The sequence below is a fragment of the Anabaena lutea FACHB-196 genome, from assembly GCF_014698305.1.
In the GTDB taxonomy this organism is placed as follows: domain Bacteria; phylum Cyanobacteriota; class Cyanobacteriia; order Cyanobacteriales; family Nostocaceae; genus Anabaena; species Anabaena lutea.
On record NZ_JACJST010000006.1, the window covers coordinates 167489 to 182155 of the forward strand.

The following is a 14667-nucleotide window of genomic DNA, read 5'->3' on the forward strand; positions in this document are numbered from 1 at the left end:
TTAATTTTGTCCAACTACTTACCAAATGTCCTGTTACCCAATCACCAAAATGATGTGGTACTCTAAGAAGTAAGGTTTGTAAACAGTAACAATAAACTTACTCAAATCTCTCTCAATCTTTCCAAAACATCTATTATGGTAGACACCATACTTAACTAAGTGTTATGATCACAAGACCAAAAGAACCAAGTTAATTAACCCAGAGCTACTCCCCGATTTGCTCCTGTGGACAAGAAAGAGCCGAATACTTGGGGAAAACTGGCAGCAAACTTTTTGGAGTCTCATGAGTAGATTAGAGTAAATTTTATATAGCGGAAAACACAAAACCCAACTTTAGAATTGGCTAATGCCCTAAATGCGCGAGTGTATCAGCCACGTTAGAAACCACAGGTGGGACAAAACACCAGTTTCGGCGAAGAAGAAAGTTAATTAAAATTGAGGTAGTATCTCAGGAGCGGTCAGTTCAATGGACTATATAGAAAAGGTACTGGAAAAGCTGAAGGAATTAGCGCGGAAGCTAATTGAAGCATTGGTAGGGCCAGAGGCACAAGCGGAACCGGAACTGATTCCGATTCCTGTGAATGAACGGTCACGCCGTCGCTAATAACCTCAAGGTTTTGGAGTTGACGTTGACACCTTTAAGTATTTTAGTACTGCACGGGCCAAACCTGAATTTACTAGGACAGCGAGAACCGGGAATTTACGGTTCTCTAACCCTAGACAATATTAATCGCCTGTTAGAAGCAGAAGGACTGAAGTTACAGGCGAAAGTTACTACTTTTCAGTCAAATCATGAAGGAGTTTTGCTAGATACGATTCACGGGGCGTTAGGGCAATATCAGGGCATTGTGATTAATGCTGGAGCATATACTCATACAAGTGTAGCTTTGCGAGATGCGATCGCTGCTGTGAACTTACCTACAGTAGAAGTACACCTGAGTAATATTTACCGTCGAGAAGATTTTCGCCATCATTCTTATATCGCCCCAGTGGTGATTGGTCAAATTAGTGGTTTTGGTGTCCAAAGTTATTTGTTGGGTTTACAAGCACTGGTACATCATCTGAGTAAAGATGAAGTTTAACAGCGTGTTGTAGATTTTAGTTTTTGGACTAAATGCTGAAATATAAAATCCAAAATCTAAATTCCCAAATCCCAAATTGTATGCGTTATTCTCTCGTAAATCGGGTTAGAGGTATTTTCCTGGGAGCATTGCTAGGAGAAAATTTAGCCAGACAGAATCCTAGTGATTTAGGTAAAAGGGCAATTCTGGGGAGCGAAAGTTTAATTGCACTAGGTAGATTAGATGTAGATGATTGGTTAAAGCGTTACCAACAAGCCTCTGTAGAGTTAGAAACAACTGAGACTGGTTGGGTAAAAATAATTTTAGCTACCTTACCGGTGGCAATTTTTTATCACGAAGATAATATTAAACTTAAACACAACTTGCAGCAAGTATTACAAATTTGCAAAACTGAGCCGATAGTAGAAGATGCTGCTCTAGTTATAGGATATGCGATCGCACAATCCCTAACAGAAAAACTTCACCCCCTGACTCTCATTCCCCAAACAATTTCTTTTCTAGACAAAACACCAACTTCATTACCACAAGATTTATTAAAAGTCAATAGCTTATTGCAACAAGGGGCAGGATTAGAACAAGCGCGAGCCGAATTGAGTAAGCAAGAACAACTGAGTAACAATATTGCATTAGCCTTTTACTGCTTTTTGAGTACATTAGAAGACTTCCGGCTAACAGTTTTACGCGCTACTCACAAGGACAATGATCGAAAGCAAGATCCTTTGTCCTTAAGGTCACAAACGAGAGGGGCAATTACTGGGGCATTATCAGGTGCATATAACAGCACAGCCAGCATTCCTGTAAATTGGCAGGTTTCATCAGTCACAAAGCCAGCATGGGGAAAGAGTAGTTTTGCCCAGATATTAGAATTAGCCGATGCACTGGTAGCAGTTTGGTCAGGGATTTATGACCTGGAGCCAGAGAAGAGTGTATTATCAGACTTGGGTCTGCTGCCAACATTTGCAGCGCCGAGCGTCATTCGCCCGCGATAGAAAATTATTGTCTGGCAACAGTATTTGATATGCAACGGGAAATCAACTGGTACAATTCACACAAGCTAAAGCTTAAAAAGCAAAGGAGTGTGATGTGTAGTCGAAAGTTAGGCTATGGTAGTGGTCTGTATTGCCAGTAGTCATAATTGTCTTGTTTTGGGTTATCAAAGTAAGCAACTACACCCAGAGATAATGAAAACGCAGCAATTTTTGCAATCTTTGACCCAGCAATTGAGGCAATGGCGCAGACAGTGCAAAGTGTTATGCCGTAAAGTCAAGTGGCTGGCTGTAGTCAGCAGTCCCAGGGTTCAAAGCCATAAAAAGGAAATGTACAGGCTTATTCTCAAAAATATACTCCTGTATTTATTACCAAATCATGATCAGAGCGGACATCTAAAAAGGAGACAAGCACCTAAATCAACGGGTAAATCTCTCAAAAATAATGTTTTCAGTTGGGTACATGAAAAGCGTTCTTCCGTAATTTTGGTCGTTGCCATCGTATCACTCACAGGTATTATGGGGCATGAATTATACAACCAGCCCCAGATGAAAGTCGGGACTATTGCGCCACAGACATTTATTGCTCCCCATCCTGCCAGTATCGAAGACAAAAAACAAACAGAAGCCGAGCGCAAAGCAGTTAAAAGAAATTCTGCCCCGGTATTGATGGTCGATGCCCAAAAAAATGAACAAATCTATCAACATTTGCAGCAAGTTCTCAATCATGGGAATGAAATTCGTGCTGTTGCTGGGTCTTTTCCCTTTTTCGATATTTCAGTTTTGCCTATACCTACCCAGCGTTACCTCCGCTCTTGTTTGGAATCAGAATGGCAACAGCTATTAGTACATTTAGAAAATACACAAAAACCATATTTTCAATTGTCCATACCCAAGCCGAGTCCAGCAGCTAAACCAACACCTACTACACCATCTACTCCTCCACTCCAGCAGGAAATTAATATTGATTTTAATCAAGCGCTGGCGGAACTATTAGCTTACCGTCTCACAACATCAGATAAAGACCCGTCTTCACTGATTGCCAAAATATCCCAAAGTAGAAAAAGATATATCCAAGCTACTGCCAAACTTGTGCCAACGGAGGATGAAGTTTCAGAAAGAGTCTATGGGGATACATTTCTATTAGAATTGTCAGACGAAGACTGGGCAAAAACCCAAAGGGGAATCTATCAAAGTGCAGAGCGAATGCTCACCCAAGGGCTACCCTACGGACTACCACGTCGTATTTTAGAGGATGCAATCAGCCTACAAATACAAATTTCTGTACCTAGGGAAGCGGAATCCTTAGCTACTAAAGTTTTGCTAACTGTACTCAAGCCAAATCTGAAGCAAGATGAAGAACAAACAAAACAACAGGCTCAACAAGCAGTTGAGAAAGTTTCATCTGTGATGGTAGACGTGCGGCGGGGGGAGGTGATTGTCAAAAAAGGAGAACGGATTACAGAATGGAAATTTGATGTGTTGGAGCATTATCACCTGATTCGCCGACAGGTGAATTGGCTGGGTTTGATAGGATTAGCCGGCTTGGTTAGCACCGCTATTGGCAGTTTTATTTGGGTAGAACATCGGATTGGCAGCCACTTGCGAGAACGCGATCGCTTGTTGATATTGCTGCTGGCTGTCAGTGTCCCTAGTGTGATAGCAATGGGTGTTCCATATACTACTTGGAGCGCCATTGGTTTATTGTTGGGTAGTTTCTACGGATCGACTTTGGCTGTGACCGTTGTGGGGCTGCTATCGCTAATATTACCAGTGAGTATAGAAATCAGTAAAATGGGACTGCTGGCGGGGACTGCGGGGGGAATCTTGAGCAGTTGTGTGGCACAAAGATTGCGATCGCGTGAGGAACTAGCATTATTAGGTATTTTTATTGCTTTAACCCAAGGGGGTATTTATTTATTTCTCAATATACTTGTTGGTGCAGTATTCCGTTCTGGCTGGTATCTCGTCCTCCAAGAGGCAGCTTTTTTCGCTTTATCTGGCTTGCTGTGGAGTATTATCGCTTTGGGGTTAAGTCCTTATTTGGAAAAACTGTTTGATCTAATTACCCCTATCCGTTTGGCAGAATTGGCTAACCCTAACCGCCCTTTGTTAAAGCGACTGGCTACGGAAACACCGGGAACTTTTCAACATACTTTGTTAGTTGCGACTCTGGCTGAAGCTGCGGCGAAAAAACTCCGCTGCAATGTTGAGTTAGTCAGGGCTGGCACGCTGTACCATGATATCGGGAAAATGCACGACCCTCTGGGATTTATTGAAAATCAAATGGGTGGTGCAAATAAACATGATACAGAAATTAAAAATCCTTGGAAAAGTGCAGCCATAATTAAAAAGCACGTTACCGAAGGCTTGGTGATGGCAAAAAAACATAGTTTACCCACAGCAATTCAGGCTTTTATTCCCGAACATCAGGGAACAATGGCGATCGCTTATTTTTATCACCAAGCCCAGCAAATGGCGAAGGAAGATCCTACTATAACGGTAGACAAAGCTGATTTTTGTTATGATGGACCAATTCCCCAATCACGGGAAACAGGAATTGTCATGTTAGCAGATTCTTGTGAAGCGGCGTTGCGAAGTCTCAAAGATGCCACCCCAGAACAAGCATTAAATATGCTCAATAATATTTTGCGTGCTAAATGGCAAGAGCAGCAATTAATAGATTCGGGATTGACAAGGGAAGAAATTTCAAAAATTGCCCAAATCTTTGTGGATGTTTGGCAGCAATTTCATCATAAACGTATTGCTTATCCTAAGTTAAAATAATTCGTAATTCGTAATTCGTAATTCGTAATAATGCCTCCGGCAGGCTACCGCCAACGTAATTCGTAATTCGTAATTCGTAATTCAGTAGGGAATTGATATAAAATATTTTCAAGCTATAATTGACTAAAAATACAAGAGGTCAGCTATGACCACTACCACTACTCCACAAATCACCTTAGAAGAGTTTCTCAAACTTCCTGAGAGTAAGCCAGCTAGTGAATATATTCAAGGTGAGATTATCCAAAAACCTATGCCAAAGGGAAGACATAGCCGCTTACAGACTAAACTTAGTACTACTATTAACCAAATAACTGAAGAAAAAAAGATTGCTTACGCTTTTTCAGAACTGCGTTGTACTTTTGGTAGTAGGTCAATCGTACCTGATATAGCCGTATTTAAGTGGCAAAATATTTCTTTTACACCAACAGGGGAAGTTGTTGACAACTTTAATATTCATCCAGATTGGACAATAGAAATTCTTTCACCTGAACAAAAACCCAATAAGGTAATTGGTAATATTCTCCATTGTCTAAATTATGGTTGTCAATTAGGTTGGTTTATTGATCCAGATGACACCACTATATTAATATTTTTACCAGAAAAACAACCAGAATTGTTACAAGAGAATGATATTTTACCAGTACTGCCCGGAGTTGAATTACAAATTACAGTAGGGCAGATTTTTAACTGGTTAAAAATGGCTGGTTAGTTAGCGAAGCAAAGAGCGAATTAATATCGACTTAATATTAAAAATCCGACTTGAAATAAGCCGACAACAAAACCCAAAACTCCACCTAAAGTCACAATTGCTTGCAATTCATTCTTAACTATTCCCTCAATTGCGGCTTCTAAATCAGCGGGTGAAGTTGACTTGACTCGATCAACAATCACTTGGTCTATAGATAAAATGGGAATTATTTGGGCGACAATTGCTTCTAAATCTCTTTCTAAATACTTTTCCAAAATCAAAGCCAATTCTTGAGAAACAACTTCCAAGGAAGTATTGACAACCGGGGAATTACTTAATCGCTTCAGTAACACGACAGCAATATTTTCCCAATCGGCTGATTCTGTCAATTCTTGTAATAAACTGCTACCACTATTTTGCAAGTAATGACGAACACTATCCCTGGTAGTTTTTCTTAATTGACGGACTGTACCAATTGGTAAATTTTGGAAAGATAAATCTTGTAATAATTTTCTGAAGCGATCGCGCATTTGCAAATCTTGAATTAATTCTTGCAAGCGTTTATTACTAGCTTCTTTTTCATCTAAGCAAAATGTTCGTAACCTGGTGAGAGTATTGCGTAAACCAAATAGATTAGCGACTACCCAGTAAGTACCGCTGGTTTTTTCTCGAAAGCTGTCATCAATAGTTTGAATTGTCCGATCTGTTAAAAAATCAACTATTGCTTGTCGCAACACATCCGGTGGTAAAACCACTTCTAACAGCCAATCGGCTAACCTTGTGGATTGTTCTTCACTCAGTTGAAATTCCAGTAATACCTGATCAAAAATTTGGTTGATCTGGGTTTCTAAAAAATTCTCTTGTCGCGCCAAAGTTTTGAGGAGGCGCGGTAATGACTCCCCTAATAAATCTCGTAAAATTCCGGCTACAATTTTAGCACTTTTTTGGTTTTTATCACCTTGGAGTTGTTCCGTAGCCAGCCGCAATAACCAAAGAATTGCGCTTTGTACTCGTTCAGTTTGTAGCAGCCGTTTAGCCAGTTTTTGTAATTCATCTGGCGTTAACAGCGATCCCATAATGGTATCAGAAATGTTTTTTGCCAAACGCTCCTGATTGCTGGGAATCAATCCAGGAGTAAACGGTATTCTTCGTCCCAGAACATAAACTGCTCGGTAGGGGCGAAATAACATTTTGATGGCTATATCGTTAGTGAAGTAGCCAATAACTCCACCCAGAATTGGGGGTGATACATAAAGCCAAAGATGAGACCAATCCACAGGATTTTGGATTAGGGAACAGGGAAATATAGATTAGGGATTGGGGATTGGGGAGATGGAAAGATGGGGAGACGCTCTGACGCGGAGAATATTTCTAGTGAATATCTCTTTTTCTGCCTTTTACCTTCTGCCTTCAGTTACCAATCACCTAATTACTACTAATACTCCCATCATACCGTTAGATATGGGGTAGTGTGTGGCGTTAGTAAAACCGACTTGATAAGCTAACTCTATTTGCTCGCTACCAATGGGGAAGCGATCCAAGCTAGGACTGATATAAGCATATTCTTCCTTGACCCCTAAATTAGTGGCAATAGGAACGACGAGATTGTCTAAATACCATTGCTGAAAGGTGCGAAATGGTAGATCGCTCGGTCGATGAAAGTCTAAAATTGCGGCTTTGCTACCAGGTTTGAGGACGCGATATATTTCTTGGAGACTACGAGGAATATCTTTGACATTTCTCAAACCATAGCCCATTGTGACTGCATCAAATTGATTGTCGTCAAAGGGTAAATTGAGGACATCGGCTTCTAACCAAGCGATCGCTCTTTGGGAGTAACTTTTTTGGCAGCGTTCTTTGGCAGTTTCTAGCAGTTTGGGGGAGAAGTCTACGCCATAAACCTTTCCTGTCGCTCCTACTCTCCGTGCTAACCTAAAGGTTAAATCACCACTACCACAACACAAATCCAAGCCAGTATCACCGGGTTTAGCTGCGCTCCATTTAACTGTCATTTCTTTCCAGATCCGGTGTTGTCCCAGACTTAACCAATCATTGAGTTGGTCATACACTGGAGCAATCCGGTCAAAAATGTCACGAATTTCATTACTCATCTCATGTTCGCTTAATTACTTATCAAAAAAAACTCTTCACATCAGAGCCTAAGAGCGTCCTCATTTTTCCGAGTCAGCCCTAATTATAAGTTTTTAACTGAACACGATATCATTAGTCGTTAATCAATTCTGGGTTGATAGACAGCTACTAGCAAGAGCGATCGCTACTAGTTCCACTGATAAATGAATCAGTTTGAGTTCATCGGCTCTTAAAGTGCAAGGTTCTTGCCACTGTAGTGATAATACCCCCAACATTTGCTGCCTATAAATAATCGGGATGATTAAATGTGCTTTCACTCCAGCATCTTGGTAGTAACTAAGACTATTGAGACGAGGATCTTTAGATATATTTAGGGATGATTGTATTTGACGAGTAGCGATCGCTTCCCTTGTCAATGGATCTTGGGAGAGCCAATTTTCGACAATACCAGTTTCACTGTAAATACCTTGCTCTGCTGCCAGAACATTTCCTTGAATGAGTTGTATAATACAACCATCAGCTGAAAATGCCTCACTAAAAGCCTTGGCAATTGGTGCAAGAGTTTCCTCCAAGCCTGAGGCCGCTTGTGTTACCTCCACCAAAACAGTCAAAAGATCCATTTGGGAATTGGCACGGCGCAGTTCTTCTGTTCTTTGTTTAAGCAAATCGTAGGTTGCTGCTGCTCTTTGTACAACCTCCTTTAATTCTCCAGAGTCCCAAGGTTTGGTAATGTATTTAAAGACTTGTCCGCTATTAATCGCCTCTACCAAATCTTCAATGTCAGTAAATCCTGTGAGAATTATTCTGACGGTATCAGGAAATTGTGGCAAAGTCCTACTCAGAAATTCAGTTCCTTTCATTTCTGGCATTCGCTGATCAGATATAATAACAGCGACTTCCCCCTCTTCTTCCAACAATTGCAAAGCGCTCATGCCACTATCAGCTTTGAGGACATTAAAATCTCGGCGAAAAGTGCGATAAAGCAGATCCAGATTATCTGGTTCATCATCAACCACCAAAATTTTTAGCTTTTTTGGACGTTCACGGGTACTCAATGGAGGGGGAGCTTGATCAACTTCGAGATCTAGATTATTCATAAATTAATTTAATATCTTCACGTTTTTGTTATATTCCATACTAAGCTGAGTTGAGAAGACTCTATTAGTTATGAGTATTGAGAAATCAGTATTTTTCTGCGGACTAATTAGAATACATAGAACAGCAGCAAAGATGCTGGCAAGCTTAATATTTATTCATAGGAAAATCTCCCGATTATGACTGAACTATCACCCAACGCCCCCAATCCTGAGAATGCTACGAACGATACAGCACAAGAATTACTAGTTAAGCTGAGACAAAAGCAAGGTAACTGGGTGGAATGGGGAGTAGCCATTGCCTACCTACAAAAATCCGGTTACAATCCCCAAGACATCTTTGAAGCCACTGGATTTGAGCCAATCCAACAAAATCAGTTAATTGTTGGCTCTCAAGTATATAGTTCTTTAGAAAAGTTTGGCGCATCAGAGGCAACAAGAGCATATTACGGTATGAGGGCTAGTGATATTTTGTATGAACTACGCCTACTTGCACAAGAAGACAGGGCTGCTGCTGCTGATTTGATTTTTCTCCATAAACTCGATGTAGACGAAGTGAGAGATATTGCCAAAGCCATTAAAGATTTCTCCCGTTTTGCTACCCCACCAGTGGATTTTACAGCCCATCCAGGGGATGCGGTAGCTTATCAAGTTTGGAAATTGGCTAGGCAAAATTCAGACTTACAACAGCGATCGCGTTTAATTGCTAAAGGGTTACGTTTTGCTCACTCACCAACAGCCAGAAAACAAATAGAACAATTACTAATTGATTTTACCAATATTGCCAGCAAACCAGCACCAATTTTACCATTTTTCCGATTAGAGTCGGACGAAGATTTACCCCGGCTTGTACCTGTGGTGGGTGAGTTGCCATTAACACCAAAAGATGTGAAAGCTGTACCCATAATCACAGAAATTGGTTCATTTCGCATTGTCAAATTTACCGGAGAACAAGCTTGGGTATCCTTACCAGGTTGGCAAGTGTTACGCTCTGCTGAAGACCCAGTAGTAATTATTGCCAGTAGTGATATCTTCCCCAACCCCACCCACGCTAAAATAGAACCAGTGCTAGTTGTCATAGATCGCGCCCAAAGAGAATGGGATGCGTCTAGTTACTTTGCGGTTGATAATGCTGGTGAAATTGATTTTCAGTGGTTTGAAACTGCACCAGAACATCTGCTATTAGGGAAAATAATTGTGATTTTACGTCCTAAGAGAGTTCTCGATGAAGAATTTAACAAGGATGCTTGGCAGATTGACGAATAAGGGTAATTGTTCAGGAGTACCGAGTACTGAGTACTGAGTAACCCCATAACTAAAGTTAGGGGATTGAAACAAGGAAGCATTATTTCTCGTGCAATAATCTCGTACCCTGCTCTAAGCAAGCTACGCGCAGCGTGTCGTAGGCATAATAAATATTTTTCCTTCTTCAATGAATGAATTCAGGGACTTTAGACCTATTTGTGCTGAGTTCTAAGTAGGGATTTCATATCATGTCCGGTTGAATACTTATCATTTGGACTGACGCGGGGACGCGGAGACAGAGAGACGCGGAGAATTTTTTTTGATAAGTGATTAGGCGGACATGATATCACTCATTACTCGTTACTCGGTACGGGCTAAACGCCCCAAAGAAAGCTAACAGCACTATTTCGGTAATTGGTAAGAAGAGTTTTCCCATTGCTAAATTACGAATTACCACAGCGATAAAGCTGATAGGGAAATTGGCCGATACGATAGTGCTGGGTAAGTTCTATATTACAAGTAACTTGCCCAGCAAGCGTCAACTTTGATGGGTAATCTTGTTTTCTCATCCCTGAGCCTACAAACCATAAATTCAATTCAGATACCTCACCTATAGAAAGTTGAGCCAGCTTGTTACTAAAGTCAGAAAAATCAGGAGATTTATGTACAAAAGCCAAATTATCCAGATGTAATTTGCTTTTCACTTCATGACTTCTCTGTTGTTCCAATGCCAAAGCAAAACTTAATCCTGCTGCTACATCTTGATAATTTTCATATCCTACCACTAACATCAATGGTATAGCCGGATCTAGATTCATATTTTGAGCGATTTGTTCAGGTTGAAAAGGTTTTTGGAATGCTAAATTAGAAACAACAAAAATACAACTGACGATACCAACCAGTAAAAAAATAAATTTTTTATTTTTCATTTTCACCAAGCTGGCGGCTAAGAGAGAGCAAAAACTAGGATAATAGACAAAGCTATAGCGGGGAATAACAGTAATATCTTTACCTAATAAATAAGCAATCAGGAAAAATTGTAATAATACAAAAAAAGTAAAACTTAAAAGTGTAAATGTAGATAAATGAGTTGTACTATTAGACCATAGTAATTTTAAATTAGGAAAGATTTGGAACCCAACCCAAATTGTAAACATCACCATTAAAAAACCACAAATAACTGCAATTAGTAAAGGTTGGTTTTCCACTGGGAGAGTAATTATCATTAATACCCAATGCATGAGAGTTTGATAGATGGGTTCAATGTGATGAGGAGATGGTAGCCAATTAGTTTCTGATTTGTGAAAATGGCTATATATTACTAGTAACCAGGGAATGAAGCCAATAATAACACCGCCTGTAGAGAGAATGAAAGATAGGCAGATTTGAGGTAAATTAAAGATTTTGGATCTTCCCTGATAAATCAGCAGTAATAGGGTGGCAATTTGGGAGATGAAAGCAAGAACAAAAAAGTAGTGAACATAAAGACCAATAATATTATTAATTACCCATAATAGCCAAACCCAAAATCGTACTTTTTTCCTCTGAAAGATATCTTGTTGAATTTGGATGAGAAAGAATAATGATAAAATAATAAAAAGCATAGGTAAAGTGTAGTGCCTTGCTTCTTGAGAGAGGTAAACAGCAAAGGGAGATAACGCCATGAGCAATGCTGCCATAACTCCAGATGTGGGGGAAAAAGCAACACTATTAAGACCATAAATGGCGATGATTGCAGCTACACCAAATAAAGCTGGTAGCGATCGCAATTTTGCCACCCATTCTATACCCAAAGGGCTCATCCACTCTAACCAACGGTACATTAGGCAAAAAAACAGCGGTGGATGGGTAGAATAATTAGCTAGATTTTCTGCAATTTGAGCGCAACTAACCCCAGGCTGAAAAGTAAAAATTTCCTGAACCTGGTTGAGAGAAAAGACTACATCCAAAGGCAAATCACGGTAATTTTTACCTAAACTGAAAATAGCAGTAATGATTTCATCCATCCACAGAGGTTTTGAGTCTAAATGCCAAAATCGCAAGACAGTGCCAATGGCGATGGCTACGCTCAAAGCAGGTAGCGCTCCTGCTAAACTTAGATAATGTAGAAAAGGTCTGCGATTTATCATTACTGGCTTGAAGAGTTGTAACTAAAAATGCACATAAATAATAAATCAATATTGTTCATATCTGCGCTGTAATAATCAAAATCAGAATCTCAATTTTATATGTCAGAAGATAATTTTACAGTTACAGTTCCTCAAGAACCTCAAATTGAAGGGATGTTTCCACCATCACCTGTTGCTAAATTGCAAGATAATATTGTCGCAATTCGCACCAGTCTGCGAACTGGACAAAAGCAGATGGCTGACTGGGAATCTGGATCATTGGCTGTATCTGCTGTTCCTGGTGCTGGTAAATCTACAGGGATGGCTGCGGCTGCGGCAATTGCCATTGCGCGTCAGTATCAGCGTTCTCGTTCCACAAACAGCAATTACCGTCGTCAATTGGTAGTCGTTACCTTTACCCGTTCCGCTGCTGCTAATCTTAAGTTAAAAATCCGCAAATACTTACGAGATGATTTATCTTTACCGCAAACAGGCTTTGCTGTTCATACCTTACATGGTTTAGCTTTAGATATTGCTATTCGTTATCCTGACTTATCAGGTTTGCAGTTAGAAAATGTCACCTTAATTACACCTAACCAAACTCACCGCTTTATTCGCACCGCTGTAGAACAATGGATTGCTAACCATCCTGAAAGTTATGGGCGTTTACTCAGAGGTAAGCAATTTGATGGAGAAGAAACAGAAAAATTACGTCGTCAGTCAGTACTGAGAACAGAAGTATTACCAGATTTAGCTTATACCGTTATTCATGAAGCTAAAAGTTCAGGAATATTACCAGAAAAGCTGCATAAGTGGAGTCAAAAAACCACAGATACATATGGAATTTTGCAAGTAGCAGCAGGTTTATATAAAGAATATGAAAAATTGATGCGTAGCGGAAAAATGTCGGAGATATCGTCAGAGTTTATTGATTACGATGATATGATTTTAGCCGCCTTGCGAGTTCTCGAAAATGATAGCGCCCGACGCATTGAACAGAATAAAGTTTTCGCTGTATTTGAAGACGAAGCCCAAGACTCTAGCCCATTGCAAACTCAGTTGTTAGAAATATTAGCGAGTGAAGCAGATAGGGAGAATTTAAATAAATCAGCACTGAACTTAATCAGAGTTGGTGATCCTAATCAGGCGATTAACTCAACTTTTACACCTGCTGATCCCATTTATTTTCGAGAATTTTGCGAAGATTGCCAAAAGAAAGAACGACTAGCAACAATGGATCAAGCCGGTCGAAGTACGCAAATTATTATTGATGCAGCTAACTTTGCTTTGGAATGGGTAAATCATCAAGGTTTAGCAACAACTAAAAATGGACAAACACCATTTCTCTACCAGAAAATTCAACCAGTTAATCAAACAAATGGAAATCCTGAACCAGTAGGAAGGGGATTAGAAATTTATACCCCCCGTGATATTCATCAAACAGTTGAATTACTTTCCCAAAGAGTAATTGAGTTATTTACAGAAAAATCTGATTGCTGTGCGGCGGTGTTAGTGCGAGAAAATCGCCAAGGAAGATGGTTAGCGGCGGCTTTAGAACCGATATGCAAAGAGCATAAAATTAAACTTTATGATGTGGGAGAAAGGGAACGGCGTTCTCATGTACCCCAAGAAATTTTATCATTATTGCAATTTTGCGATCGCCCTCACTCCCCCGGAAAACTAAAAGCCGCCCTGGATGTACTCGTTCAACGTCAATTAATTCCTACCCAAGACATCAACACTCTCGCTAGTCTCCCAGAAGAATTTTTATATCCAAGTCCCTTAGCCGCACCCCAAACAGATATAGTCCAAAAAGCGGCTCATCTTTGTCGCAGTTTACTCCGCGCCCGTTTAGAACTTCCGTTGTATCAGATAATTTCCTTTTTAGCCTTAACCTTAAATTATGACCAAGCTGAATTAGCAACCGCTGACAAACTTGCAGAACGGGTAAACCAGCAACTATTTGGTAACACCTCAATGGCAGCAATGTTATCAGCTTTAAGTGAAATTGTCAGTTCCGAAAGATTTGAACCAGTAGACACAGAAAATGTGGAAGAACAATATACCCAAAAAGGTCAACTGACGATTATCACCATGCACAAAGCCAAAGGGCTAGATTGGGATTATGTATTTTTGCCTTTTCTGCACGAAAATCTCATTCCTGGTAAATTTTGGGTTCCTCCCCAAAGCCAATTTTTAGGTGATTTTACTTTATCAGAAGTCGCACGCGCTCAAATTCGTGCCGCACTCCATGAAAAAACAGAAGGTATACCCGATGTTAGCCAAGCTTGGGAACAAGCCAAGGACTTAAAAACCGCAGAAGAATACCGTTTACTCTATGTTGCCATGACCAGAGCCAAGCAGTTGTTATGGATGTCTGCGGCTCAACAAGCGCCATTTACTTGGAGTAAACCCCATAATTTACAAGCTTCAGCCCCTTGTCCTGTATTTGCAGCATTAAAGCGCCAGTTTCCCAAAAATGTAGTTAATTGGAAAAATCCCTAATTATTAAAAATAATAGAAACTTTGGATTGTAGATTGGGAATATTAAAACTGAGGGTGTTGGATCTACTGGAAAAAATACAA

General features: G+C 40.1%; 11 protein-coding genes. 7 read left to right on the forward strand and 4 right to left on the reverse strand.

Features of this window, described 5'->3' with window-relative positions; translation table 11 throughout:
* Positions 1-466: 466 nt before the first annotated feature.
* The 5 genes from H6G59_RS08940 to H6G59_RS08960 all read left to right on the forward strand — a co-directional run bounded on the left by H6G59_RS08940 (position 467) and on the right by H6G59_RS08960 (position 5564).
* Complete coding sequence (locus tag H6G59_RS08940) at positions 467-604, forward strand: hypothetical protein (protein WP_177176081.1); 138 nt, start codon at positions 467-469, stop codon at positions 602-604.
* Positions 582-1082 carry a type II 3-dehydroquinate dehydratase gene (gene aroQ, locus H6G59_RS08945; protein ID WP_190713525.1) on the forward strand — a complete coding sequence of 167 codons (501 nt, stop codon included), beginning with the start codon at positions 582-584 and terminating at the stop codon, positions 1080-1082. The genes H6G59_RS08940 and aroQ overlap by 23 nt, the downstream gene beginning before the upstream one ends.
* 80 nt (positions 1083-1162) lie before the next feature.
* On the forward strand, positions 1163-2071 hold the full coding sequence (locus H6G59_RS08950) for an ADP-ribosylglycohydrolase family protein (RefSeq protein ID WP_190713527.1): 909 nt from the start codon (positions 1163-1165) through the stop codon (positions 2069-2071).
* A 192-nt stretch (positions 2072-2263) separates the two neighbouring features.
* Complete coding sequence (locus tag H6G59_RS08955; protein WP_190713529.1) at positions 2264-4855, forward strand: HD family phosphohydrolase; 2592 nt, start codon at positions 2264-2266, stop codon at positions 4853-4855.
* Positions 4856-5000: 145 nt separating this feature from the next.
* Positions 5001-5564, forward strand: a complete 564-nt coding sequence (locus H6G59_RS08960) for a Uma2 family endonuclease (RefSeq protein WP_190713531.1) — start codon at positions 5001-5003, stop codon at positions 5562-5564.
* Between the two features lie 20 nt (positions 5565-5584).
* Here H6G59_RS08960 and H6G59_RS08965 read toward each other — a convergent pair whose 3' ends face one another.
* The 3 genes from H6G59_RS08965 to H6G59_RS08975 form a co-directional block, all read right to left on the reverse strand.
* Positions 5585-6820, reverse strand: a complete 1236-nt coding sequence (locus H6G59_RS08965) for a DUF445 family protein (RefSeq protein WP_190713533.1) — start codon at positions 6818-6820, stop codon at positions 5585-5587.
* A 144-nt stretch (positions 6821-6964) separates the two neighbouring features.
* Positions 6965-7654 carry a bifunctional demethylmenaquinone methyltransferase/2-methoxy-6-polyprenyl-1,4-benzoquinol methylase UbiE gene (gene ubiE / locus H6G59_RS08970; RefSeq protein ID WP_190713535.1) on the reverse strand — a complete coding sequence of 230 codons (690 nt, stop codon included), beginning with the start codon at positions 7652-7654 and terminating at the stop codon, positions 6965-6967.
* A gap of 123 nt (positions 7655-7777) precedes the next feature.
* A complete protein-coding gene (locus tag H6G59_RS08975) occupies positions 7778-8731 on the reverse strand; it encodes a response regulator (protein WP_190713537.1) in 954 nt (317 codons plus the stop codon).
* A 177-nt stretch (positions 8732-8908) separates the two neighbouring features.
* Here H6G59_RS08975 and H6G59_RS08980 point away from each other — a divergent pair, with 177 nt between their 5' ends.
* Positions 8909-9994 (forward strand): RuBisCO accumulation factor 1, encoded by a 1086-nt coding sequence (locus H6G59_RS08980; protein WP_190713539.1) that lies wholly within the window; start codon positions 8909-8911, stop codon positions 9992-9994.
* Between the two features lie 422 nt (positions 9995-10416).
* Here the strand turns inward: H6G59_RS08980 and H6G59_RS08985 are convergent, their stop codons facing one another.
* The gene (locus H6G59_RS08985) at positions 10417-12102 is read right to left on the reverse strand and encodes a glycosyltransferase family 39 protein (protein ID WP_190713542.1); all 1686 of its coding nucleotides are present in this window, start codon (positions 12100-12102) and stop codon (positions 10417-10419) included.
* 99 nt (positions 12103-12201) lie between these two features.
* Here H6G59_RS08985 and H6G59_RS08990 point away from each other — a divergent pair, with 99 nt between their 5' ends.
* Positions 12202-14586 carry an ATP-dependent helicase gene (locus H6G59_RS08990; protein WP_190713544.1) on the forward strand — a complete coding sequence of 795 codons (2385 nt, stop codon included), beginning with the start codon at positions 12202-12204 and terminating at the stop codon, positions 14584-14586.
* Positions 14587-14667: the final 81 nt, after the last annotated feature.

Excerpts from the sequence above, each read along its gene's own strand:
- H6G59_RS08940 (WP_177176081.1), top strand. The coding sequence starts at position 467 with ATGGACTATATAGAAAAGGTACTGGAAAAGCTGAAGGAATTAGCGCGG.
- aroQ (WP_190713525.1), top strand. The coding sequence starts at position 582 with ATGAACGGTCACGCCGTCGCTAATAACCTCAAGGTTTTGGAGTTGACG.
- H6G59_RS08950 (WP_190713527.1), top strand. The coding sequence starts at position 1,163 with ATGCGTTATTCTCTCGTAAATCGGGTTAGAGGTATTTTCCTGGGAGCA.
- H6G59_RS08955 (WP_190713529.1), top strand. The coding sequence starts at position 2,264 with ATGAAAACGCAGCAATTTTTGCAATCTTTGACCCAGCAATTGAGGCAA.
- H6G59_RS08960 (WP_190713531.1), top strand. The coding sequence starts at position 5,001 with ATGACCACTACCACTACTCCACAAATCACCTTAGAAGAGTTTCTCAAA.
- ubiE (WP_190713535.1), bottom strand. The coding sequence starts at position 7,654 with ATGAGTAATGAAATTCGTGACATTTTTGACCGGATTGCTCCAGTGTAT.
- H6G59_RS08975 (WP_190713537.1), bottom strand. The coding sequence starts at position 8,731 with ATGAATAATCTAGATCTCGAAGTTGATCAAGCTCCCCCTCCATTGAGT.
- H6G59_RS08980 (WP_190713539.1), top strand. The coding sequence starts at position 8,909 with ATGACTGAACTATCACCCAACGCCCCCAATCCTGAGAATGCTACGAAC.
- H6G59_RS08985 (WP_190713542.1), bottom strand. The coding sequence starts at position 12,102 with ATGATAAATCGCAGACCTTTTCTACATTATCTAAGTTTAGCAGGAGCG.
- H6G59_RS08990 (WP_190713544.1), top strand. The coding sequence starts at position 12,202 with ATGTCAGAAGATAATTTTACAGTTACAGTTCCTCAAGAACCTCAAATT.